Origin of the sequence: Micromonospora marina (assembly GCF_900091565.1) — a bacterium.
In the GTDB taxonomy this organism is placed as follows: Bacteria; Actinomycetota; Actinomycetes; order Mycobacteriales; family Micromonosporaceae; genus Micromonospora; species Micromonospora marina.
In genome coordinates this window covers 70,404-92,914 of sequence record NZ_FMCV01000007.1, presented here as the reverse complement: position 1 = coordinate 92,914, position 22,511 = coordinate 70,404, and the positions used below count along the sequence as shown (strand labels likewise).

The 22,511-nt window shown below is 73.2% G+C and carries 21 protein-coding genes; 17 read left to right on the top strand and 4 right to left on the bottom strand.

Going from position 1 to position 22,511, the window contains the following annotated elements:
* Window positions 1–25 precede the first annotated feature (25 nt).
* Complete coding sequence (locus GA0070215_RS11365) at window positions 26–781, bottom strand: SAM-dependent methyltransferase (protein ID WP_091044997.1); 756 nt, start codon at window positions 779–781, stop codon at window positions 26–28.
* Window positions 782–866: 85 nt separating this feature from the next.
* Here GA0070215_RS11365 and GA0070215_RS11360 point away from each other — a divergent pair, with 85 nt between their 5' ends.
* From GA0070215_RS11360 to GA0070215_RS11315, 10 genes are all read left to right on the top strand, one after another.
* Window positions 867–1,085, top strand: coding sequence for a hypothetical protein (locus GA0070215_RS11360; RefSeq protein ID WP_026267975.1), 219 nt, complete (start codon window positions 867–869; stop codon window positions 1,083–1,085).
* A gap of 321 nt (window positions 1,086–1,406) precedes the next feature.
* The gene (locus tag GA0070215_RS11355; protein WP_244166959.1) at window positions 1,407–1,637 is read left to right on the top strand and encodes a hypothetical protein; all 231 of its coding nucleotides are present in this window, start codon (window positions 1,407–1,409) and stop codon (window positions 1,635–1,637) included.
* Between the two features lie 246 nt (window positions 1,638–1,883).
* On the top strand, window positions 1,884–1,973 hold the full coding sequence (gene kdpF / locus GA0070215_RS11350) for a K(+)-transporting ATPase subunit F (protein ID WP_018785775.1): 90 nt from the start codon (window positions 1,884–1,886) through the stop codon (window positions 1,971–1,973).
* Window positions 1,973–3,628 carry a potassium-transporting ATPase subunit KdpA gene (kdpA, locus tag GA0070215_RS11345; protein ID WP_091044994.1) on the top strand — a complete coding sequence of 552 codons (1,656 nt, stop codon included), beginning with the start codon at window positions 1,973–1,975 and terminating at the stop codon, window positions 3,626–3,628. The genes kdpF and kdpA overlap by 1 nt, the downstream gene beginning before the upstream one ends.
* Before the next feature lie 20 nt (window positions 3,629–3,648).
* A complete protein-coding gene (gene kdpB / locus GA0070215_RS11340) occupies window positions 3,649–5,823 on the top strand; it encodes a potassium-transporting ATPase subunit KdpB (RefSeq protein WP_091044991.1) in 2,175 nt (724 codons plus the stop codon).
* The gene (locus tag GA0070215_RS11335) at window positions 5,823–6,704 is read left to right on the top strand and encodes a potassium-transporting ATPase subunit C (RefSeq protein WP_091044989.1); all 882 of its coding nucleotides are present in this window, start codon (window positions 5,823–5,825) and stop codon (window positions 6,702–6,704) included. Before kdpB ends, GA0070215_RS11335 begins: the two co-directional genes overlap by 1 nt.
* Window positions 6,705–6,787: 83 nt before the next feature.
* Window positions 6,788–9,334, top strand: coding sequence for a sensor histidine kinase (locus GA0070215_RS11330; protein ID WP_091045222.1), 2,547 nt, complete (start codon window positions 6,788–6,790; stop codon window positions 9,332–9,334).
* Window positions 9,331–10,011, top strand: a complete 681-nt coding sequence (locus tag GA0070215_RS11325) for a response regulator (RefSeq protein ID WP_018785780.1) — start codon at window positions 9,331–9,333, stop codon at window positions 10,009–10,011. The genes GA0070215_RS11330 and GA0070215_RS11325 overlap by 4 nt, the downstream gene beginning before the upstream one ends.
* 58 nt (window positions 10,012–10,069) lie before the next feature.
* Window positions 10,070–11,176: a magnesium and cobalt transport protein CorA gene (locus GA0070215_RS11320; RefSeq protein WP_018785781.1), complete on the top strand. Its 1,107-nt coding sequence runs from the start codon at window positions 10,070–10,072 to the stop codon at window positions 11,174–11,176.
* A gap of 207 nt (window positions 11,177–11,383) precedes the next feature.
* Entirely contained in the window at window positions 11,384–11,653 is a 270-nt protein-coding gene (locus tag GA0070215_RS11315; protein ID WP_018785782.1) for a GlsB/YeaQ/YmgE family stress response membrane protein, read from the top strand.
* 65 nt (window positions 11,654–11,718) lie between these two features.
* Here GA0070215_RS11315 and GA0070215_RS11310 read toward each other — a convergent pair whose 3' ends face one another.
* Window positions 11,719–13,302 (bottom strand): DUF4139 domain-containing protein, encoded by a 1,584-nt coding sequence (locus tag GA0070215_RS11310; protein ID WP_091044986.1) that lies wholly within the window; start codon window positions 13,300–13,302, stop codon window positions 11,719–11,721.
* A 217-nt stretch (window positions 13,303–13,519) separates the two neighbouring features.
* Between GA0070215_RS11310 and GA0070215_RS11305 the strand changes: the two genes are divergently transcribed.
* Complete coding sequence (locus GA0070215_RS11305) at window positions 13,520–13,861, top strand: STAS domain-containing protein (protein WP_231394755.1); 342 nt, start codon at window positions 13,520–13,522, stop codon at window positions 13,859–13,861.
* Here the strand turns inward: GA0070215_RS11305 and GA0070215_RS11300 are convergent.
* Complete coding sequence (locus tag GA0070215_RS11300) at window positions 13,841–15,109, bottom strand: PP2C family protein-serine/threonine phosphatase (RefSeq protein ID WP_091044984.1); 1,269 nt, start codon at window positions 15,107–15,109, stop codon at window positions 13,841–13,843. The genes GA0070215_RS11305 and GA0070215_RS11300 overlap by 21 nt on opposite strands.
* A gap of 197 nt (window positions 15,110–15,306) precedes the next feature.
* Here GA0070215_RS11300 and GA0070215_RS11295 point away from each other — a divergent pair, with 197 nt between their 5' ends.
* The 6 genes from GA0070215_RS11295 to GA0070215_RS11270 all read left to right on the top strand — a co-directional run bounded on the left by GA0070215_RS11295 (window position 15,307) and on the right by GA0070215_RS11270 (window position 20,935).
* The gene (locus tag GA0070215_RS11295; protein ID WP_091045221.1) at window positions 15,307–16,905 is read left to right on the top strand and encodes an ABC transporter substrate-binding protein; all 1,599 of its coding nucleotides are present in this window, start codon (window positions 15,307–15,309) and stop codon (window positions 16,903–16,905) included.
* Window positions 16,887–17,906: an ABC transporter permease gene (locus GA0070215_RS11290; RefSeq protein ID WP_231394756.1), complete on the top strand. Its 1,020-nt coding sequence runs from the start codon at window positions 16,887–16,889 to the stop codon at window positions 17,904–17,906. The genes GA0070215_RS11295 and GA0070215_RS11290 overlap by 19 nt, the downstream gene beginning before the upstream one ends.
* A complete protein-coding gene (locus GA0070215_RS11285) occupies window positions 17,899–18,765 on the top strand; it encodes an ABC transporter permease (RefSeq protein ID WP_018785788.1) in 867 nt (288 codons plus the stop codon). The genes GA0070215_RS11290 and GA0070215_RS11285 overlap by 8 nt, the downstream gene beginning before the upstream one ends.
* Window positions 18,762–19,760, top strand: coding sequence for an ABC transporter ATP-binding protein (locus GA0070215_RS11280; RefSeq protein ID WP_018785789.1), 999 nt, complete (start codon window positions 18,762–18,764; stop codon window positions 19,758–19,760). The genes GA0070215_RS11285 and GA0070215_RS11280 overlap by 4 nt, the downstream gene beginning before the upstream one ends.
* Window positions 19,757–20,467: an ABC transporter ATP-binding protein gene (locus GA0070215_RS11275; RefSeq protein ID WP_018785790.1), complete on the top strand. Its 711-nt coding sequence runs from the start codon at window positions 19,757–19,759 to the stop codon at window positions 20,465–20,467. The genes GA0070215_RS11280 and GA0070215_RS11275 overlap by 4 nt, the downstream gene beginning before the upstream one ends.
* A gap of 294 nt (window positions 20,468–20,761) precedes the next feature.
* Window positions 20,762–20,935, top strand: a complete 174-nt coding sequence (locus GA0070215_RS11270) for a hypothetical protein (RefSeq protein ID WP_231394757.1) — start codon at window positions 20,762–20,764, stop codon at window positions 20,933–20,935.
* Between the two features lie 89 nt (window positions 20,936–21,024).
* Here the strand turns inward: GA0070215_RS11270 and GA0070215_RS11265 are convergent, their stop codons facing one another.
* Window positions 21,025–22,317 (bottom strand): GAF domain-containing protein, encoded by a 1,293-nt coding sequence (locus GA0070215_RS11265; RefSeq protein WP_018785792.1) that lies wholly within the window; start codon window positions 22,315–22,317, stop codon window positions 21,025–21,027.
* Between the last annotated feature and the right edge of the window lie 194 nt (window positions 22,318–22,511).

Sequence of the window (22,511 nt, the reverse complement as noted above, 5' to 3'; positions counted from 1 at the left end):
CCTGCGTAGCCGGTCGTTAAGCAGATCAGCGGCGCAGCAGCGCGAACACGCCCCACCCCAGGTACTCGCGCTGGAACCGGACGTACCGCAGCGGATCCTCGGTCAGTTCCCGCCGCAGCTCCGGGGCCAGTTCGTCGTCCGGGTTGGCGTCGAGCCAGCGGCGCAGGTTCAGCCAGTGCGCGGCGGCGTACCGGTCCCAGCTGTCCTGGTCGGCGAGGACCAACTCGACCAGGTCCCAACCGCACCCGCCGAACGACTCGACCAGGCCGGGCAGGTCCGTGAACTCGTCCCGGGACCGGGCGTGCGAGCCGGTGACGGCCTCCTCGCCCGGCGGGTCACGCCGCCAGTAAGGCTCGCCGACGAGCGCCATGCCGCCCGGCCGTAACGCCCGGTCGAGCAGTTCCAGCGTCCCGGGCACCCCGCCGCCGATCCAGGTCGCGCCGACGCAGGCGGCCACGTCGACCGGCCGTGCCGGGGTGTACGCCGCGGCGTCGCCGTGCACGAAACGTACCCGGTCGGCCACGCCGAGTGCGGTGGCGCGCTCGCGGGCCGCGGCGATGAAGGCGGTGCCGATGTCGACCCCGGTGCCGGTGATCCCGTGATCACGGGCCCAGGTGCAGAGCAGTTCGCCCTTGCCGCTGCACAGATCGAGCAGTTCGTCGCCGGGGCGCAACCGGATCGCCCGGCCCAGCGTGGCCAGCTTGACGTCGTCGAACGGGTTGAGGATGCGCAGCTCGCCCTCGCGGATGGTGAACTGGCGCGGCAGGTCCGGTGGGGTCATCCGTGGAGGGTGCGGCCGCCCGGTGACGCGGAGCAACGGAATTCCGGTCTGGGCCGGTCCGGGTCTCCTGGGGTACGGTCACCGCATGGTGGTCGAGGAACACTGGTGGAACGGCGTCAGCAACCCTCGTGGACGGCGTGACGTCTACATCCGCACCGACGGAAGCCAGTGGCAGGTCCAGGCGCAGATCGGCGGGGCGTCCGGCCGGTCCAAGATCCAGCAGTGCCCGAGTCGTGGCTCGGCGAGCATCCTCGCCGGGGCGTGGCGTGCGAGCGGCTCCGGCTGGCGAGCGATGCCGCGCTGATCTCACGCTCAGCGCCGCGCTGGCCTCACGCTCAGTAGCGAGGTCCGTGCAGCGCGCAATCGGCGAGTGACTCGGCGACCTCCCGCAGTTCGCGCTTGTAGCCCTGAGCACCGCGACGCTGCTGGCCAAGCTATTCCACGATTCGAACCGCAAACTGCGCGAGGTGGCCGAAGCGCTCATCCCCCCGGGCCGCCACCCGCTGAGTCAGACGCCCCGCCGCTCGTACCGATGCGGGAGCCGGAAGTGGGACGAGAGCGGGCGGACGGGTGCACCGGATTCCGGGTGGCCGCCGTCGCTTCCTGGTGAACCGCGCGGGTCCTGATGACGGCGGGCGTCGTCGGGGCGTACGTCGCTGTGGCGGCCGACCTGCGCGCGGTCGCGGCGGTGGCCGCGCTGGGTGCGGCGGTCTTCGCCGGGTTCCTCGCGCACCGCTACGACCGGCTGACCAGCCCGGGCGACGCCCGGTCCCAGGCCGTGCCGATCGGCTTCGCCGCGATGCCCGGCGCGGGTAGCGCCACCCCCGGTCGATCGGCGGCGCGGCCGGTCCGGTGACCCGGATCACCGCCCACGGCGACGGCGTGAAAAGCGCGTCAAGAAAGCGCGGCCCCGCGTGATGGTCGCGTCAAAGCCCCTGTCCGCCGGGCTGACACGGCGTTGTGATTGCTCGGCGCGGCCGGGAAGCGGTCGCGACGACATCTTCCGCTAGGAGAGATCAGCCGTGTCTGACGTGCTGTTCGTGTTGCTGACGGTGGGGCTGTTCGCGGCTCTCGCCCTCGTGGTGAGGGGCGTGGAGAAGCTGTGAGCGCCGTCAACGCCGTCGGCCTGGTGCTGGCGATCGGCCTGGGCGTGTTCCTGGTCGCCGCCCTGCTGTTCCCGGAGCGCTTCTGATGAGCATGACGACAGCCGGCGTGCTCTTCGTCCTGTCGCTGGTGGTGGCGCTCGTCGCCGTGCACCGGCCGTTCGGCGACCACATGCACCGCGTGGTCGCCGGAACCCGGTCGTCCCGGATCGAGCGGGGGATCTACCGCCTGGTCGGGGTCAACCCGGCCGCCGAGCAGACCTGGGGCGTGTACGCCCGCTCGGTGCTGGCCTTCTCGGCCGTCTCGCTGCTGTTCCTGTACGCGTTCCAGCGCCTGCAGAACCACCTGTGGCTCTCGCTGGGATTCGACCCGGTGGTGCCGCACGGCGCCTGGAACACCGCTGTGTCGTTCGTGACCAACACGAACTGGCAGTGGTACTCGGGTGAGTCGACGATGGGTCACCTGGTGCAGATGGCCGGCCTGGCGGTGCAGAACTTCGTCTCGGCCGCGGTCGGCATCGCCGTGGCGGTGGCGCTGGTCCGGGGATTCGCCCGCAGCCGCACCGGCGAGCTGGGTAACTTCTGGGTCGACCTGACCCGGGTCACGCTGCGGATCCTGCTGCCGATCGCGGTGCTCGGCGCGTTCGCGCTGATGCTCGGCGGGGTGGTGCAGAACCTGTCCGGCGGGACCGACGTGACCACGCTTACCGGAGGCACCCAGACCGTCACCGGCGGGCCGGTGGCGAGCCAGGAGGTCATCAAGGAGCTGGGCACCAACGGCGGCGGCTTCTACAACGTCAACAGCGCCCACCCGTTCGAGAACCCGACCACGTGGACGAACTGGCTGGAGATCTTCCTGATCCTGCTGATCCCGTTCAGCCTGCCCCGGGTCTTCGGCCGGATGGTGGGGCAGAAGCGGCAGGGCTACGCGATCGTCGCCGTGATGGCGATCCTGGCGCTCGCCGGCATCACCCTCACCAACGTCTTCGAACTGACCGGCGACGGCACGGTGCCGCAGGCGGTCGGCGCGGCGCTGGAAGGCAAGGAGGTGCGCTTCGACGTGTCGAACTCGGCCACGTTCGCGGCGGCCACCACGCTCACCTCGACCGGCGCCGTCAACTCGTTCCACGACTCGTACACCGCGCTGGGCGGCATGACGGTGCTCGGCAACATGATGCTCGGCGAGGTCGCCCCGGGTGGGGTCGGCGCCGGCCTGTACGGGCTGCTGATCCTCGCGGTGATCACGGTGTTCGTGGCCGGTCTGATGGTCGGGCGCACCCCGGAGTACCTGGGCAAGAAGATCGGCTCGCGCGAGATCAAGTTCGCCTCGATGTACTTCCTGATCACCCCGGCGCTGGTGCTCACCGGCACCGCCGCCGCGTTCGCCACCGGCAACGACTCGACAGCGCTCAACGTCGGGCCGCACGCACTGTCCGAAGTGCTCTACGCGTTCGCCTCGGCGAGCAACAACAACGGTTCCGCGTTCGCCGGCATCACGGTGAGCACGCCGTGGTGGAACACCGCGCTCGGGCTCTGCATGCTGTTCGGCCGGTTCCTGCCGATCATCTTCGTGCTCGCGCTGGCCGGCTCGCTGGCCCGCCAGCAACCCACACCCGCCTCCGAGGGCACCCTGCCGACCCACCGGCCGCTGTTCGTCGGCATGGTCGTCGGCGTCACGGTGGTCCTCGTCACGCTCACCTTCCTCCCCGCACTCGCGCTCGGCCCGCTGGCCGAAGGGCTGTGACCACCATGAGAGACAAGGACATGACCGCACCTGTCCAGACCGCCGACGCGCCGGTGCCCGGCACACCGGACCGCCGGGACGACCGGGTCGGTGGCGGGCTGCTCGACCCCCGCCAGTTGCTCCGGTCGCTGCCGGACGCGCTGCGCAAGCTCGACCCGCGCACGCTGTGGCGCAACCCGGTGATGCTGATCGTGGAGATCGGCGCGCTGTTCACCACAGTGCTCGCGGTGGCCGACCCGTCGGTCTTCGCGATCGCGATCACCGTCTGGCTCTGGCTCACCGTGATCTTCGCGAACCTGGCCGAGGCGGTCGCCGAGGGGCGCGGCAAGGCGCAGGCGGACACGCTCCGCCGGGCCAAGCAGGACACCATCGCCACCCGCCTGGTCGGCTGGACGCCTGGTGCCGCCGCCAACGCGTACCGGGACGAGGCGGTGCCCGCGCCGCAACTGCGGCAGGGCGACGTCGTCCTGGTCGAGGCGGGGCAGGTCATCCCCGGCGACGGCGACGTGGTGGAGGGCATCGCCAGCGTCGACGAGTCGGCGATCACCGGCGAGTCCGCCCCGGTGATCCGGGAGTCCGGCGGCGACCGCAGCGCGGTCACCGGCGGCACGAGGGTGCTCTCCGACCGGATCGTCGTCCGGATCACGCAGAAGCCCGGCGAGAGCTTCATCGACCGGATGATCGCGCTGGTCGAGGGCGCCAACCGGCAGAAGACGCCGAACGAGATCGCGCTCAACATCCTGCTGGCCGCGCTCACGGTCATCTTCCTGCTCGCCGTCGTCACGCTCCAGCCCATGGCGATCTTCGCCAAGGGCTACCAGGCCGCCGCGCCGGACACCGCGGCCATCACCGACTCCGGCGTCACCGGCGTCGTCCTGGTCTCACTGCTGGTCTGCCTCATCCCGACCACCATCGGCGCGCTGCTGTCCGCGATCGGCATCGCCGGCATGGACCGGCTCGTGCAGCGCAACGTCCTCGCCATGAGCGGCCGGGCGGTCGAGGCGGCGGGCGACGTCAACACGCTGCTGCTGGACAAGACCGGCACGATCACGCTCGGCAACCGGCAGGCCGCCGAGTTCCTGCCGGTCACCGGCGTGGACGCGGCCACGCTCGCCGACGCGGCGCAACTGTCCAGCCTGGCCGACGAGACCCCCGAGGGCCGCTCGGTGGTGGTGCTCGCCAAGAACGAGTTCGGGCTGCGCGAGCGCGAGCCCGGCCTCATCCCGCACGCCACGTTCGTGCCGTTCACCGCGCAGACCCGGATGAGCGGCGTCGACCTCGACACCGACGGCGACGTCCGGCACATCCGCAAGGGCGCCGCCGCCGCGGTGATGAAGTGGGTACGCGAGAACGGCGGCCACCCGACCGAGCAGGTCGGTGAACTGGTCGACGCGATCAGCGGCACCGGCGGCACGCCGCTCGTGGTGGCCGAGCACGTGGCCGGGGAACCGGCCCGGGCGCTCGGCGTCATCCACCTCAAGGACGTGGTCAAGGCCGGAATGCGGGAGCGCTTCGACGAGATGCGCCGGATGGGCATCCGGACCGTGATGATCACCGGCGACAACCCGCGTACCGCGAGGGCGATCGCCGACGAGGCGGGCGTGGACGACTTCCTCGCCGAGGCCACGCCGGAGGACAAGCTCGCGCTCATCAAGAAGGAGCAGGAGGGCGGCCGGCTCGTCGCCATGACCGGCGACGGCACCAACGACGCACCAGCGCTGGCCCAGGCGGACGTCGGCGTCGCCATGAACACCGGCACGTCGGCCGCGAAGGAGGCCGGCAACATGGTCGACCTCGACTCCGACCCGACCAAGCTGATCGAGATCGTGGAGATCGGCAAGCAGTTGCTGATCACCCGGGGTGCGCTGACGACGTTCAGCATCGCCAACGACATCGCGAAGTACTTCGCGATCATCCCGGCCATGTTCGCCGGCATCTATCCCTCGCTGGACCGGCTCAACATCATGCGCCTGGCCGGCCCCGAGTCGGCGATCCTGTCCGCCGTCGTCTTCAACGCGATAGTCATCGTGGCGTTGATCCCGCTGGCCCTGCGCGGCGTGCGCTACCGCCCGGCCAGCGCCTCGACGCTGCTGCGCCGCAACCTGTGGCTCTACGGCCTCGGCGGCATCGTGGTGCCGTTCGTCGGCATCAAGCTCATCGACCTGCTCGTCCAGTTCGTCCCGGGGATCTCGTGATGCGCCTTCCCAGTTGGCTCTCCCAGCACCTGGCCGCCCTGCGCGCGGTGCTCGTCTTCACCGTGCTGCTCGGCCTGGTCTACCCGCTCGCCCTGGCCGCCGTGGGTCGGCTCCCCGGCCTCGACGGCAAGGCGGACGGCTCACTCGTCACCGCCGGCGGGAAGACCGTCGGCAGCTCGCTGATCGGCCAGTCCTTCACCGACGCGGACGGCAACCCCGTCCCGCGCTACTTCCAGTCCCGCCCGTCGGCCGCCGGGGAAGGCTACGACCCGACCTCCACCGCGGCGAGCAACCTCGGCCCGGAGAGCGTGGTGGACACGCTCACCGGCGACGAGGAGACCTCGGCGCAGAGCCTGCTCACCCAGGTCTGCGCGCGCAGCAAGGCGGTCGGCGAGCTGGACGGCGTGGACGGGCGGCGCCCGTACTGCACCCCGGACGGGGTGGGCGCGGTGCTCGCCGTGTTCCGCGCCGACGGTCTCACCGGCCGGACCACCCGCGTGGTGAGCGTCAACCAGGTGGCTCCCGCGACGCCGTTCGTCGCCAGCTACCAGGGCGTGCCGGTGGAACTGGCGGAGCCGGGTGAGGACTACGTCGCCGCCGGGGGACTGGTCACTCCGATCCGTGGCGACGCCCCCGCCGATCCGGCGGTGCCGGCCGACGCGGTCACCGCGAGCGGCAGCGGCCTCGACCCGCACATCTCCCCGGCGTACGCCCGGATCCAGGTGGCCCGGGTGGCGCGGGAGCGTGGCGCGGACCCGGCGGCGGTGCGGCGGCTGGTCGCGGAGCACACCACTGGCCGGGCGCTCGGTTTCATGGGCGCGCCCGGCGTGAACGTGCTGGAACTCAACCTCGCGCTGGACGAGGCGTTCCCGGCGCGCTGACGGAGGCGTTAAGAAGGGCCCCCTTCACCTCACGAGGCGTTAACAGGGGGCCCTTCCTTGCACTCAAGGGGAGGATGGGGGCCGTGGGCAGGGGTGAACTGCGGATCTATCTCGGAGCCGCTCCGGGCGTCGGCAAGACGTACGCCATGCTCGAGGAGGTCCAGCGCCGGGCCGAGCGCGGCACCGACGTGGTGATCGGCCTGGTCGAGACGCACGGGCGCCGGCACACCGCCGGGATGATCGGCGACCTGGAGGTGGTGCCGCGCCGGTCGATGACCTACCGGGGCGTCGAGTTCACCGAGATGGACCTGGACGCGGTGCTGGCCCGGCGGCCCGAGGTGGTCGTGGTGGACGAGCTGGCCCACACCAACGTGCCCGGCTCCCGCCACGACAAGCGCTGGCAGGACGTGCAGGAGCTGCTCGACGCCGGGATCAGCGTGCTCTCCACGGTCAACGTGCAGCACCTGGAGTCGCTCAACGACGTGGTCGCGCAGATCACCGGCACCACCCAGCGGGAGACCGTGCCGGACCAGGTGGTCCGGGCCGCCGAGCAGGTCGAGCTGGTGGACATGACGCCGGAGGCGCTGCGCCGCCGGATGGCGCACGGCAACATCTACCGGCCCGACAAGATCGACGCCGCGCTCGGCAACTACTTCCGGGTCGGCAACCTCACCGCGCTGCGCGAGCTGGCGCTGCTCTGGCTGGCCGACAAGGTCGACGAGCAGCTCGACGCGTACCGGGCCCAGCAGGGCATCTCCGACACCTGGGAGGCGCGGGAACGGGTCGTCGTCGCCCTGACCGGCGGCCCCGAGGGCGAGACGCTGATCCGCCGCGCCGCCCGGATCGCCGCCCGCAGCAAGGGCGCCCACCTGCTCGCCGTGCACGTGGCCCGCAGCGACGGGCTCGCCGGTGCCGACCCGGCCCAGCTCGCCCGGCAGCGGGTGCTGGTGGAGAGCCTCGGCGGCACTTACCACCAGGTGCTCGGCACCGACATCCCGGCGGCGCTGCTCGACTTCGCCCGGGGCGTCAACGCCACCCAGCTCGTGCTCGGCGCGAGCCGCCGGGGCCGGTTCGCGCAGGTGTTCGCCCGGGGCGTCGGGGTGACCACCACCGCGCTGTCCGGCCCGATCGACGTGCACCTGGTCACCCACCCCGAGGCGGGGCGCGGACGCCGGGGCACGTCGGTGCCCGCCGCCCTGTCGCGGCGCCGGCGGCTGATCGGGTACGCGCTCGCGGCGCTCGGCATGCCCCTGCTCACGCTCGTGCTGCGGACGCTGCCCGACCTCACCCTCACCAACGACATCCTGCTGTTCCTCGCCGGTGTGGTGGGCGTGGCGCTGGTCGGTGGGCTGTGGCCCGCGCTGGTCGCCGCGCTCGGCGGCTCGCTGCTGCTCAACTGGTTCTTCACCCCGCCGTACCGGACGCTGACCATCGCCGAGGCGGACAACCTGCTCGCCCTGGGCGTGTTCGTGGGCGTCGCCATCGCGGTGAGCTGGGTGGTCGACGTGGCGGCCCGACGTACCCGGGAGGCGGCCCGGGCCTCCGCCGACGCGCAGACCCTCGCCACCGTCGCGGGCAGCGTGCTGCGCGGCGAGCGGCCGTTGCCGGCGCTGCTGGACCGGCTGCGGGAGACGTTCGGGCTGCGCGCGGTCAGCGTGCTGGAACTGACCGACGAGGCCGGGGGACGGCCGGCGCGCGCCCGGCAGGCGGACGCGTGGCGGGTGGCGGCGTGCGTCGGCGAGCGGCCGCCGGGCAGCCCGAGCGCGGGCGAGACAGTGGTGCCGGTGGACGACCGGCTCAGCGTGGTGCTCGCCGGCCGGCGGCTGGAGGCGGCCGACCGGCGGGTGGTCGAGGCGTTCGCCGCGCAGGCCGCCGTCGCGCTGCGCCAGGAGCGGCTGGCCGAGGAGGCGGCCACCGCCCGCCCGCTCGCCGCCGCCGACCGGATGCGGACCGCGCTGCTCGCGGCGGTCAGCCACGACCTGCGTACGCCGCTGGCGTCGGCCAAGGCCGCGGTGAGCAGCCTGCGCAGCCACGACGTCGAGTTCGACGCGGACGACCGGGAGGAGCTGCTCGCCACCGCCGACGAGTCGCTGGACCGGCTGGGCCGGCTGGTGGCGAACCTGCTCGACATGAGCCGGTTGCAGGCCGGCGCGCTGGGCGTGAGCGCCACCGCGATCGGGCTGGAGGACGCCGTACCCCGGGCCCTCGACGAACTGGGCGCGGCGGCGGCCGAGGTGACCACCGACATCCCGGCCGACCTGCCGGCGGCGCTGGCCGACCCGGGCCTGCTGGAACGGGTGCTGGTCAACATCGTGGCGAACGCGTTGCGGCACAGCCCGCCCGGCCGGCCGCCGGCGATCACCGGCAGTGCGCACGCCGGGCAGGTCGAGCTGCGGGTGATCGACACCGGTCCGGGCATCCCGGAGGACCAGTGGGAGCATGTCTTCCTGCCGTTCCAGCGCCTCGGCGACCGGGACAACCAGACCGGGGTGGGCCTGGGGCTGGCGCTGTCCCGGGGACTGGCCGAGGCGATGGGTGGCAGCATCACCCCCGAGACCACACCCGGCGGCGGGCTCACCATGGTGCTGCGGCTGCCGGCCGCCACGCAGCCGGAGGGGCCGCAGGAATGACCCGGATCCTGGTCGTCGACGACGAGCCGCAGATCCTCCGCGCGCTGCGGATCAACCTGCGCGCCCGGGGCTACGACGTCGAGGTGGCCGACAGCGGCGCCGCGGCGCTCAAGGCCGCCGCCGGGCACCCGCCGGACCTGGTGGTGCTCGACCTCGGCCTGCCCGACCTGGACGGCACCGAGGTCATCCGGGGTCTGCGCGGCTGGACCGCCGTGCCGATCATCGTGCTCTCCGGGCGGGCCGGCAGCGAGGACAAGGTGGCCGCGCTGGACGCCGGCGCGGACGACTACGTGACCAAGCCGTTCGGGGTGGACGAGCTGCTGGCCCGCATCCGGGCGGTGACCCGGCGGCTCGCCCCGGCCACGCCCGCCGTACCCGCGCTGCGGATCGGCCGCAACACCGTCGACCTGGCCGACCGGACCGTCGTCCGGGACGACGGTGTCGAGGTCAAGCTGACCCCCACCCAGTGGGCCATGCTGGAGAAGCTGCTGCGCAACCCGGGCAAGCTGGTCAGCCAGCGCCAGTTGCTGCACGACGTGTGGGGACCGGAATACCACCACGAGACGAACTACCTGCGGCAGTACATGGCCCAGTTGCGGCGCAAGCTGGAGGACGACCCGGCCCGTCCCCGGCATCTGATCACCGAACCCGGCATGGGCTACCGCTACCGCCCCTGACGTTTGCGCGTGCGCCGGAGGGGGACTCGGCGACCCGGCCGAGCAGCGGGGGAGGGGCATGGCGGACAACCGGTCCTCGGAGGGGTTCGGCCGGCGCCTGGACGAGCACGCCATCGACGCCGGTACGGCCGAACCCGAGCGACCCGACGGGCTGGTCGACAGCGGCGTCTACGTCGACGGCGTACGCCGGGCGTCGCCGGCCGGCCTCGCCGACACGTTCCGCTGTCTGCAACAGCTCGACGAGGCGATGGCCTGGATCGGGCTGCGCCGGCCGGGCCGCGAGCAGCTCGCCTCGCTGGCCGCCGAGTTCCAGCTCCCCGACCTGGCCGTCGAGGACGCGATCAACGCCCATCAGCGCCCCAAGCTGGAACGCTACGGCGACACGCTGTTCGTGGTGCTGCGCGCCGCCCGCTACCTGGACGCGCGGGACACGGTCGAGTTCGCCGAGCTGCACCTGTTCCTCGGCCCCGGATTCGTCATCACCGTGCGGCACGGCGGCACCCCCGACCTGGCCGGGGTACGGCGGCGGCTGGAGGCCGAACCCGAGGTGCTCGCGCTCGGCCCGGAAGCCGTGCTCTACGCCGTGCTCGACCGGGTGGTGGACGGCTACGCGCCGGTGGTCGCCGGGCTGGAGAACGACATCGACGAGATCGAGACCGAGGTGTTCGGGGGCGACCCGAACGCCAGCCGCCGCATCTACGAGCTGAGCCGGGAGGTGATCCAGTTCCAGCGGGCCGCCCGGCCGCTGCTGAAGGTGGTCGACGCGCTCACCGACGGCTTCGACAGGTACGGCACGGACGAGGAACTGCGCCGCCGGCTGCGCGACGTGGCCGACCACCTGACCCAGGTGGTGGAGCGGGTGGACGGGTTCCGGCACCTGCTCCAGAACATCCTCACCGTCAACGCCACCCTGGTCTCGCAGGCGCAGAACGAGGAGATGCGCAGTCTGACCGCGGCGAGCTTCGAGCAGAACGAGGAGATCAAACGGGTCTCCGCGTGGGCGGCGATCCTGTTCGCGCCCACCCTGATCGGCACCGTCTACGGGATGAACTTCACTTACATGCCGGAGCTGGACTGGCAGTTCGGCTACCTGTTCGCGGTCGTCCTGATGCTGGCCGTCTGCGGCGCGCTCTACCTGCTGTTCAAGCGTCGTGGCTGGCTGTGAGTCTCCGGGGCTCCGGGGGAGAGCGCTGAGCTGACTGATCAACCACGTCGGCTTCGTGATGATCGCCGAGTCGGAGCGTGAACCCTCGGACCACTGATCAGGGTCGGTCATGACAGTTGTGTGACGAAAGCGGCTCCCGGGTTTGGCCGAGTGATCGATCCGGGCAACAGCGAGGCGTCAACACATCTGAGGGAAGGGACGCCTCTCGTGGAGATCACGGGCTTCTTCACCGCGCTCATCATCGGTCTCGTCATCGGTGCGCTCGGGCGCCTGGTGGTGCCGGGCAAGCAGAACATCCCGATCTGGCTGACCCTGCTCATCGGTGTGGTCGCCGCGTTCGTCGGCACGCTCGTGGCCGGTGCGTTCGGCGTCGACGACACCCCCGGCATCGACTGGATCGAGCTGCTGCTCCAGGTCGGCTTCGCCGCGATCGGTGTCGCCGTCTTCGCCGGCCTCTACGGCCGCCGTCGCGTCTGAGACCGAAGGAAGGGCCCCTTCTTAACGCATTCTGCATAGGAAGGGGCCCTTCTTAACGCGTGCGGCTACTCCCGCCAGCCGGTCAGCTCGACGCCCTTGGCCAGCTCGACCCGGAAGCCGAGGGCGATCTCGCCGGTCTCGCCCGGGGCCAGCGACAGCCGCCAGGTCAGCTCGCCCAGCTCCGTACGCTCGGCCGGCGGCGGCGCCAGCGCGGTCTCGCGTACCGCCACCGCCTCGTCCCGGGACACCGGCAGCTGGTCCCGCACCTCGACAGTGGCCGGACGGGGCGTGTGGTTCGCCACCGTGATCCGGTACTCCACCTCCCGCCGCCGCGTCGACCCGAGCGCGGCCCTGCTCTCGGTGCGCCGGGACAGCTTCCGCTCCACCCGCAGCCGGTCGTCGACCCCGAGCGCCAGCTCCGTCTCCTCGCCCGGCGCCCACGTCGTCAGCGGCGTCGCCGCCACGAAGTCCGCGCCGTGGAAGACCGACGCCGGGCCGGGCAGCAGCGTGTGGTCCGACGTGTTGCGTACCGTGGCGCGCAGGTGCGCCTCGGCGGCGCGCACCGGCACCGTGACGTGGTCCAGCCGGGCCGGCAGCTCCAGCACCGCGATCGTCACCCGGTGCGCGCTGCCGTCGGCCGGCACCGCCACCGGCCGGGCGGGCCGGTAGGTGGCCGCCGTCACGCCCTGCTCGACCTCGGCGACGCTCTCCCGCACCACCGGCGCCGCGGACCGGGCCGTGTGGGGACGCCCCGAAGGCGTCGCACCGGGCGCCGGGGGCGGCACCATGCCGCCGAACGACGCGGCCGACGCGGCCACCGGCGGCCGCGGGCGGAACCGGTCGAGATACCAGGGCGACAATTCGGGTACGAGGCTCGCCGCCGCCGGGCGGGCCGTGGAGAGCTGGAGGTCGCACTCCGGCCAGTCCTCCCCGGTGTCCTGGCTGACCAGGCCGTACCAGGTGACCGTCATGGTGTCCTCGACCAGCCGCAGGTCGTAGGAGGGCGTCCAGCGGGCACCGTCCACCAGGTACGTCAGCTCCAACTCCACCTCGGCCCCGTCGGCGTCCACCGAGACGGACACCTCGGCGGCCAGCCGGTCCGGCTCACGCTTGCCGCGCGCCGCGTCCAGATCCCGGTCGACGGCGGCCAGTTCCTCGGCCAGCTCGGTGTGCCGCCGGGCCAGCCCGCGCCGCCGGGCCCGGGACTCGGCGAGCTGACCGGACACCGAGTCGGTGAAGGCCGCGACGTCGGCCGGGGCCGCGTCGCCCGCCGCCAGCGCGCGGGCGTACGTGCCACCGGCACGCTCGGCCAGCCGGGCGAGGAAGTCGCCGCGCTGCTCCTCGATCCCGTCGGTGTCGCCGACCTCGGCCAGCTCGTCCGCCAGGCCCCGGCGCCGCCGTTCCAGCTCGACGACCCGGGTGTCGGTGCTGCGGGGCTGCCGCCACGCGGTCACGTCCACCCCGAGCACCGTCACCGCACCCCGGCCGGCCACCCGGATCGAGTCCCGGTGCAGGCCCAGCGGGAGCGGGGCGACCCGTACCCGGTGGTCGCCGGCAGCCAGCCGGACGCCACCGCGGCGGGTGACCCGGGCGCGGTCCGGGTAGACGGCCACGCCGACGACAGGCGCATCGATCTCCACAGTGTCCACGGCGGCGAGGGTAGTTCAGCCCCGCCCGCGACGTGGCCGCCGCCGGCGGCGACCTTCCCCGCGCTCAGGAGCCCCAAGGTGTCGTGCACCACTCCGGGGGTGGACGGCTGGGCCGGGTGAGCGCCTGCGGGAGGCGATCGGGGCGGATTTCTGGCACGGTGGACAGGAGTGAGATGCCGTCTCGGCGCGTGGTTGAGGGGGAGTGGTGGAGTTCTCGGTGACGACCAGGCAGGGGCGCGTCGGCCCCGTGATCGAGGTCGCCGGTGATCTGGACATGGCCACCGCGCCGCGGCTGCGTGACCGGCTGCTCGACGTGGTGGAGACCGGCGCCCGGACGGTGGTCGTCGACCTGACCCAGGTCGGGTTCGTGGACTCCAGCGGCCTGGGCGCGCTGGTGCTCGTCTACAAGAACCTGCGGGAGCGTGACGGCTGGCTCGGCCTGGCCGTCGTCCGCCAGTCGATCCGCAACGTCTTCTCGATCACCTCGGTGGACCGCGTCATCCCGCTCTTCGGCACCGTGCGGGACGCCGAGGAGGGCTCACCGGCGGACGTTCGCTGAGCGCTCCTCGTCCGGACTGACGCGGGCGGTGTCGGCGCCGGCGGTGCTGCGCCGCGGCCCGTGGTCGCCGTACCAGTCGACGACGAGCAGCGTGGCGTCGTCGGTCAGCGCCGGCCCGGCGATCTCCAGCACCGCGTCGGACAGCGCCCGGACCGCCTCGCGGGGATGCAGGTGCGCCAGGCGGAGCAGCGCGGCGGGCAGGTCGAGGTCGGCGGCGTTGCGCTCGCGCATGCCGTCGGTGACCACCACCAGCCGGTCGCCGGGCAGCAGTGGCACCTCCCCGCTGCGGTAGCTCTCCTCGGGGAACATCCCGAACGGGAAGTTGCCCGGCAGCGCCACCGGTACGACGCGGCCGTCCCGGACCAGTATCGGCGGGACGTGCCCGGCGTTCAGCAGTTCGCAGCGGCCCGTGGTGAGGTCGATCCGGCCCAGCACGGCGGTGACGTACGCGCCGCGTACGTTGGCGTGTTCCGCGACGGCCCGGTTGGCCTCCTCGGCCTGGGCGACCAGGCCGGCGCCACGCCGACGGGTGTTGCGCAGGCTGCCCACGCCGAGGGTGGCGGTGAGCGCGCTCGCCACGCCGTGGCCCATCGCGTCGGTGACGCTGAGGTGCAGCAGGTCCCGGGCCAGGCTGTAGTCGAACGTGTCACCGCCGACGCTCGCGGCGGGTTCCAGCCAGCCGGAGAGGGCGAAGGCGCCGGCCTCGCAGGTGAACGAGGCGGGCAGCAGGCGGCGCTGGATCTCGGCGGAGAGGGTGAACGGGGTGGTGCGCTGTCCCCACTCGAACAGGTCGGTGTGCCGGCGGTTGGCGATGACCACGAACGCCAGCGCGTGGGCGGTGCGGGCGACCCAGTTCACGACGTCGCCGTCCGGCTCGTCGGGCAGGTCGACCTCCAGCAGGCCGATCGCCTCGCCGCGGTCGGTGACCGGCGCGAGCACGGTCCACGTGCCGTCGCCGGGGACGACCTCGGGGGCCTGCTGCCGGAGGGCGCGTTCGTGGGGACCGCCGTCGAACGGGAGAACCTCGGCTTCCTCCTCGTCGTGGCGCCGGCCGGGACCGCCGCCGGCCGGCCGGTGGGTCAGCCGGACCAGCGCACGGCCGCTGAGGTCGGCGATCAGCAGCGCGATGCCGAGCGCGTTCAGCGCTGTGGCGATGACGCCGGTGACGGCCTCGACCGCCTCCACGGGTGCGGCGTTCTCGGCCGACTGCAGGATCCCGGCCAGCACCGCCTGCTCGCTGTCCTCCACCTCGTGAGCATATTCAGCTCGCGGCGCGGCCGCCTCGCGAGCGACGCCGGGGCCGGCGGGCCATCGGTCCCCCTTATTGCATATAGTTGGCAACTGCAGAATAGTGGTGGTAGTGGGCGCTCGGGCACGCGATGATCGATCCTCGCCGGAGCGCCCGCCCTACTGCCACCCGCCGACGAGTGTTCGAGGGGTTGCCGGTGGCGATCAGAATCAAGCCCGTACGCGTTGCCGCGGTGCTTGCCGCCGCCCTGCTCGCCGCCGCGGGCTGCTCATCGCCCACCGCGTCGACCAGCGGCACGGACAACGCCGCAACGCTGGTGGTCGCCACCGCCGGGGAGCCGGACACCCTCAACCCGGTGCTCAACTACGGCGTCGACGGCGCTTCGCTGATCTTCGACGGGCTGGTCGCCCGGGACGTCCGCAACGAACTGGTGCCGGCCCTGGCCCGTGAGCTGCCGACCGTCTCGGCGGACGGGAAGACGGTCACCGCCAGGCTGCGCGAGGGCGTGCTGTTCCACGACGGCAGCCCGCTCACCGCGCCGGATGTGGTGTTCACCTACCAGGCGGTGCTGGACCCGGCTGTCGACTCGACGCTGCGCTCCGATCTGGACATGCTCGCCTCCGTCACCGCGCCCGACCCGGCGACAGTGGTGTTCACCCTCAAGTACGCGTACGCGCCGTTCCTGCAACGGCTGGCGCTCGGGATCGTTCCGGCGAAGGCGTTCGCCGGGCAGGACGTCAACAAGGCCGCCTTCAACCGTAAGCCGGTCGGCACCGGCCCGTACCGGGTGACCTCCTGGACCCCGGGTGACCGGCTGGTGCTCGCCGCGAACGAGAAGTACTGGGGCGGCGAGCCGGCGAACTCCGGCGTGGTGGTGGCGTTCGTCGCCGACGACAACGTACGGGCCCAGCGGATGCGCGCCGGCGAGTTCGACGCCGCGGAACTGGCCCCGAAGCTCGCGTCCGGGTTCGAGAGCCGCAACGGCTACCGGGTGCACAAGGTGCCGACCGCCGACTACCGGGGCGTCATGCTGCCGATGGGCAACCCGGTCACCGGTGACCTCGCGATCCGCACGGCGCTGAACGCCGCCGTGGACCGGCAGGCCATGGTGACCGGCGTGCTCGGCGGTGCCGGGGAGCCCGCGTTCGGGCCGGTGCCGCCCACGTCGCCGTACGCCGATCCGTCCGTCGCCGGCGAGCCCGCCGCCGACACCGCCGCGGCGACCGCCGTGCTGGACGCCGCCGGGTGGAAGCCCGGCCCGGACGGGATCCGGGTCAAGGATGGACGGCCGGCCGCGTTCACGCTCATGTACCCGGCCACCGACAGTTTGCGCAAGGAACTGGCCCTGGCCGTCACCGCGGACGCGAAGAAGGTCGGCATCACTGTCACGCCGGAGGGCCTGACCTGGGACGCGATCACCCCGCGGATGAAGAACGACGCCCTGATCATGGGCTACGGCACGCCGTACGATCCGGATTTCGTCTCCTACAAGCTGTTCAGCTCGGCCTTCGCCGGCCAGGGCTTCTTCAACCCCGGCTCGTACCGGTCCGCGGTCACCGACGCCGCGTTGCAGAAGGGCCGGGACAGCGCCGACCCGGCCGCCCGCAAGGCCGCGTACGCCACGTTCCAGCAGCAGCTCGCCGCCGACGTGCCGTGGGTGTTCCTCACCTACCTCCAGCACACGTACGTGCTGAAGGACACCGTGACCGGTGTGACGCCGCGGGTCGAGCCGCACGAGCACGACGTCGCCAACAGCGTCTGGTGGAACGTGCACACGTGGACGAAGAAGTCGTGACGGCGCCCGCGACCGGCCGGCGGCGGCTGGCCGGGGCGGGCGCGGTGGTCCGGCGGCGGCTGCTGGTGGCCGTACCGGTGCTGGCCGCGACCAGCATGGGCATGTTCGCGCTCGGCGCCGCCTCCCCGATCGACCCGGCCCAGCAGTACGCGGGCGCGGCGGCGTTCACCACCAGCGAGGAGAACCTCGCGCAGATCCGTGCCAACTGGGGCGTCGACGACCCGCTGCCCGTGCAGTACGCCCGCTGGATCGGCAACCTGCTGCGCGGCGACCTCGGCTGGTCGACGAGCCGGCACGAGCCGGTCACCTCGGTGCTCGCGGCGCGGGCCGGCTGGACGCTGCTGCTCGTCGGCACCGCGCTGGCCCTGGTGCTGGTGGCGAGCGTGTTGCTGGGCACGCTGGCCGCGTACCGGCGCGGAGGCTGGTTCGACCGGGCGCTGCGGTCCGTCGCGTACGCCGTGCAGTCCATGCCCGTGTTCTGGATCGGCCTCGCGGCCATCGCCGTGTTCGCCCTCAGCCTCGGCTGGCTGCCCGCCGGCGGGCTCACCGACATCACCGCCACCGGTACCGACCCGTTTGACGTGGCCCGGCACCTGGTGCTTCCGGTGACCGTGCTGGCGATCTCCCAGGCGCCGTGGTTCGTGTTGTTCGTCCGCGACGCGGTCGCCGAGAGTCTGCGCGACGACCACGTCCTGGCCGCCCGCGCCCGAGGGCTGCCGGGCCGGGTCGTCCTGTTCGGGCACGCCCTGCGTACCGCGCTGCTGCCGTTCCTCACGCTGGTGGGCACGCACCTGCCCGAACTCGTCGGCGGCGCGGTGCTGGTGGAGACCGTGTTCTCCCTGCCCGGCCTCGGCGCGGTCACCGTCGAGGCCGCGCTGGGCGCCGACTTCCCGCTGCTCGCGGCCACGACCCTGGCCACCACCGTCGTGGTCCTGACCGCGAACCTGCTCACCGACCTCGCCTACGCCGCCGCCGACCCCCGGGTACGCCTCGATGACTGATCTCGCCCTTCCCGCGCGCGTCCGGCGCCTGCGCCGTACCGGCAGCGCCGGCACGATGGTCGCCGTCGTCGTGCTCGGCGGTGTCGTCGCCGCCGCGCTGCTGGCCCCGGTCCTGTGGCCGCTGGACCAGAGTGCAGTGGACCTCTCCCGTACCCGGCTCGCGCCCTCGCCGGAGCACCTGGCCGGCACCGACGACCTCGGCCGCGACGTGGCGTTGCGCAGCCTCTACGGCCTGCGCGTCTCGCTGCTCGTCGGCGCGGTCGCCGCGCTCGTCGCCGCCGTCATCGGTGGCGTGGTCGGCGCCGTCGCCGGCAGCGTCGGCGGCTGGGTCGACCGGGCGCTCATGCGCGTCGTGGACACCGTCGCGGCGCTGCCGCACCTGCTGCTGGGCATCTTCGTCGTGGCGATGCTGCGCCCCGGCCTGGGCGCGGTGATCGCCTCCATCGCGTTGACGCACTGGCTGTCCACCGCCCGGATCGTCCGCTCGGAACTGCTCAGCCTGCGCAACCGGCCGTTCGTCGACGCCGCGATCGCCGGCGGCGCCGGGCGCGTCCGGGTGCTCACCCGGCACCTGCTGCCGCACGTGCTGCCGCGACTGGCGCTGGCGACCACGCTCATGGTGCCGCACGCCGTCTGGCACGAGACGGCGCTGTCCTTCCTCGGCCTCGGCCTGCCCCCGCACCTCGCCTCGATCGGCAACATGATCAACGACGGGCAGCGGTCGCTGCTCACCGGCGCCTGGTGGGCCAGCATCGTCCCCGGTCTCCTGCTCGTGACCGCCACGCTGGCACTCGCCGTGCTCACCGGCCGCTGGCGCGACCGCCTCGACCCGCGCGTACGAGCGGAGCTGCAACTGTGACCACCACCGCGCTGCCCGCCGGTACCGCTCTCACCTCGCCGCTGCTGGCCGTCGACGGGCTGACCGTCCGCTTCCGGCTGCGCGACGCGGTCGTGCACGCCGTCACCGATCTGAGCCTCACACTGCGGCCCGGCGAGCTGCTGGCGGTGGTCGGTGAGTCCGGGTGCGGCAAGTCCGTCCTCGCGCACGCCCTGCTCGGCCTGCTGCCGGGCAACGCCACGGTCACCGGACGGGCCCGCCTGCACGCGCCGGGACGCCGGGAGGCCGACCTGATCGGCGCGGGGGAGCGGCACCTCGCCCGGCATGTACGCGGGCGGGGCGTCGGCCTCGTCCCGCAGAGCCCCGCCACCGCGCTCACCCCGGTGCGGACCGGGCGGAGGCTGCTGGAGGAGACGCTGCGCGCCCACGGGCACACCCGTCGCGACGCGCCCGCCGCCGCCGTCCGGATCGCCGCCGACGTGGGTTTCGACCCGGCCGACCTGGACCGGTACCCGCACGAGATGTCCGGCGGCATGGCCCAGCGGCTCGCCACCGCGCTCGCGCTCGCGCCAGACCCGCCGGTGCTGCTCGCCGACGAACCCACCACCGGCCTGGACCGGCCGCTGGTCGACCACACGCTGGACCTGCTGCGCCGCCGCTGCGACACCGGCGCCGCCGTCCTGCTCATCACGCACGACCTCGCCGCCGCGCGCCGCGTCGCGGACACCGTCGCCGTGATGTACGCCAGCCGCATCGTCGAACACCGTCCGGCCGAGGCGCTGTTCGACGATCCGGCCCACCCGTACACCGCCGGTCTGCTCGATGCCCTGCCCGACCGTGCCTTCGTTCCGGTGCCCGGGCACCCGCCCAGGCTCACCGACCTGCCCGGCGGCTGTGCCTTCGCCCCGCGCTGCGCCCGCGCCACCGACGCCTGCGGCACCCTGCCCCGCCTCGCCGCCGACGGCACCGGCCGGGTCGCCTGTCACCACCCGCTGCGTGAGGAGGCACCGGCATGACGGCCACGGTTCCCGGCGCGGCCGACGCCGTTGCCCCGGGCGCCGCACCGGCCGGCGGGCTCGCCGCGCACCAGGTCTGCGTCGCGTACGGCGGGCAGCGCGTCCTCGACCGGGTCGACCTGCACGTCGCCCCCGGCGAGACGGTCGGACTGCGCGGGCCCTCGGGCAGCGGCAAGTCCACGCTCGCCCGCGTCCTCGCCCTGCTGCACGCCCCGGACAGCGGTCACGTCACGATCGACGGGGAACCGCTGGGCGGCGTCCGCCACCGCCTGCCGGCGCAACTGCGCACCCGCGTCGCGATCCTGTTCCAGAGCCCGCGCGCCGCCACCGATCCGCGGCTCAGCCTCGCCGACGTCATCGCCGAGCCGCTGCGCGCCACCGGCACACCGCGTGAGCAGGCCGCCGCCCGTACGGCGGAGCTGGCCGACCTGGTCGGACTGACCCCCGACCTGCTGACCCGCCGCCCGCACGCGGTCAGCGACGGGCAGCTGCAACGCGCGTGCCTCGCCCGCGCCCTGGTCCACCGGCCGGACTACCTGCTCTGCGACGAGGCCACCGCGATGCTCGACGCCTCCACCCAGGCGCACGTCGCCGCCGTCGTCACCGACTACCAGCGCCGGCAGGGCGCCGGCGTCCTGGTCATCACCCACGACCCGGCGCTGATGAAGCGCTGGGCCACCCGGGTGGTGGACCTGCCGGCGGCGTGACGTCGCGTCACCTCTCGGCCGGGCGGCTGACGGCGCCGAGTGCTCCGGCGACCACGGCCCCGAATCCGACCGCAGGTTGGTTCGCGGCTGGCGGGTAGCTGCGCGGTATGCGAGTACCGATCCTGGTCAAGACCGCGGTCCACTCCGGTTCGCCAGCAAGACCTCAAACGGCGGCTGCCGTACTAGGCTGTCGAAGCGGGGTACCGACTGATCGCTGCCCCTTTCCTCTCCCACGGTCTCCCCGCCGCGACGACCGAGTCGAGCGCCGCCGTGCAGAACCCCTTGGAGCACCTCGTGCCCGACGACACGTTCGTCCCGAACCCCTTCCGTGTGGAAGGGGCCGGGGCCACCGACGACGAGCGCAGTCCGATCGCGGACATCAGCGCCGAATCCATGACGCGCCTGCGGAGCCCGTTCACCGCGGCGCACCCCGCTCGCGAGCCGGCCGGCGAGCCCGCCCGGCGTTAGGCCTTCGCCCCGGCGCCGGACCCGGCCGCGCAGGTCCGCCGGCGGCGCACCGGCCCGCGACACTCCCGTCCGGGGGTGTGGTCGGGCGGTCAGCGGTTGAGGTAGGCGGCCAGGCCGCCCAGCTCCTCGCTGGCGATGAAGACCGAGCGGACGTTGATGATGACCTCCTCGACATGGACCGGGCAGCCCCACGCCGAGTCGCCCCACGAGTCGGCGACCTTGATCTCGGCGGTGGCGGCGCAGCCGTCGCTGCCGCCGAGCTGACACTGCCCGGGGCGGGGGGAGGCGGCCTGCGCGGCGGCGGCGGCACGTAGCCGGGCGGTGAGTTCCGCGGCGGCGGCGGCGCGCTGCTCCGCCTCGGCCCGTAGTTCCCGCTCCGCCCGCACCACCCGGGCCAGCTCGTCGTGGGCGGCTCGGGCGCGGGCGTCCGCGGCGGCCTTGGCCTCCTCGATGTGGTGGCGTTCGATGGCCAGCGCGGCGGTGCCGGTGAAGACCCGGGCGAAGGCCAGGTCGGTGTCCCGCGGGACGCGCGGCGTGCGGTGGTACATGGCGAACGTGCCGAGCAGGCTGCCGTCCCGGGCCAGGATCGGCGTGGACCAGCAGGCGGCCAGCCCGGCCCGCGCGGCCAGATCGCGGAAGTCGGCCCAGAACGGGTCGGTGGCGATGTCGGTGACGACGACCGGTTCCCGCCGGTGCGCCGCGGTGCCGCACGAGCCGACACCCTCGCCGGTGGCGATCCCGTCGATGGCCTCGTTGTAGAAGTCGGGCAGGCTCGGCGCGGCGCCGTGGCGCAGGTGCCGGCCGTCGGCGTCGGCGAGCAGGACGGAGACGAGCACCTCCTGCGGGGCGAGATTCTCGATGCAGCGGGCCATCCCTTCGAGCACCTCGGTCAGGGGCGCCTGACGGGCGATCTGCTCCACCATGGCGCGGTGTTCGGCCATCAACCGCTGGGCGTGCTTGACCTGGGTGGTCTCCACCCCGATCACGCGGATGCCGGTCACCGTGCCGGCGGCGTCGCGGCGCGCCTCGTAGGTGAAGTCGAAGAACGTTTCGCGCGCCTGCGATCCGGTGCCCAGCACGACCCGGGCGTCGTGGCCGGTGTAGGACTCACCCGTGCGGTAGACCTCGTCCAGCAGGGCGATGAAGCCCTGGCCGTCGAGTTCCGGCATCAACTCGGCGAGCGGGACCCCGGTGCGTGCGCGTTCCTCACCGATCGCGGCGAAGAACGCGGGGTTTGCCGTCTCCACCACGTGCGTCGGCCCGGCGAGCGCCGCGAAGACGGCGATGGACTGCCCGAACAGCGTCCGCAGATCCTCGTCCGCGGGCCGTCCGGCGGCCGGCGAAATCGCCGTGGTCGGACGCTGACCTGGTAGTGCCGTCATGCCTGGTCCTCCTCCCACGCCGGCTTCGCCGGTCGGCCTGCGGGCCCTCGCCCGGTGGCGATCGCCAGATTACGGGGAGGGCCGCGCGCCCGCCGCGCGGTGTACCGGTTGACGCCGTTCACATCTTGGCATCGACGCCCGCCTCCGCTACCGTCGTGGGAACGCTCCCATGAACTTAGATACATCTATGTGAT

Excerpts from the sequence above, each read along its gene's own strand:
- GA0070215_RS11365 (WP_091044997.1), bottom strand. The coding sequence starts at position 781 with ATGACCCCACCGGACCTGCCGCGCCAGTTCACCATCCGCGAGGGCGAG.
- GA0070215_RS11360 (WP_026267975.1), top strand. The coding sequence starts at position 867 with ATGGTGGTCGAGGAACACTGGTGGAACGGCGTCAGCAACCCTCGTGGA.
- GA0070215_RS11355 (WP_244166959.1), top strand. The coding sequence starts at position 1,407 with ATGACGGCGGGCGTCGTCGGGGCGTACGTCGCTGTGGCGGCCGACCTG.
- kdpA (WP_091044994.1), top strand. The coding sequence starts at position 1,973 with ATGAGCATGACGACAGCCGGCGTGCTCTTCGTCCTGTCGCTGGTGGTG.
- kdpB (WP_091044991.1), top strand. The coding sequence starts at position 3,649 with ATGACCGCACCTGTCCAGACCGCCGACGCGCCGGTGCCCGGCACACCG.
- GA0070215_RS11335 (WP_091044989.1), top strand. The coding sequence starts at position 5,823 with ATGCGCCTTCCCAGTTGGCTCTCCCAGCACCTGGCCGCCCTGCGCGCG.
- GA0070215_RS11325 (WP_018785780.1), top strand. The coding sequence starts at position 9,331 with ATGACCCGGATCCTGGTCGTCGACGACGAGCCGCAGATCCTCCGCGCG.
- GA0070215_RS11320 (WP_018785781.1), top strand. The coding sequence starts at position 10,070 with ATGGCGGACAACCGGTCCTCGGAGGGGTTCGGCCGGCGCCTGGACGAG.
- GA0070215_RS11285 (WP_018785788.1), top strand. The coding sequence starts at position 17,899 with ATGACTGATCTCGCCCTTCCCGCGCGCGTCCGGCGCCTGCGCCGTACC.
- GA0070215_RS11275 (WP_018785790.1), top strand. The coding sequence starts at position 19,757 with ATGACGGCCACGGTTCCCGGCGCGGCCGACGCCGTTGCCCCGGGCGCC.
- GA0070215_RS11265 (WP_018785792.1), bottom strand. The coding sequence starts at position 22,317 with ATGACGGCACTACCAGGTCAGCGTCCGACCACGGCGATTTCGCCGGCC.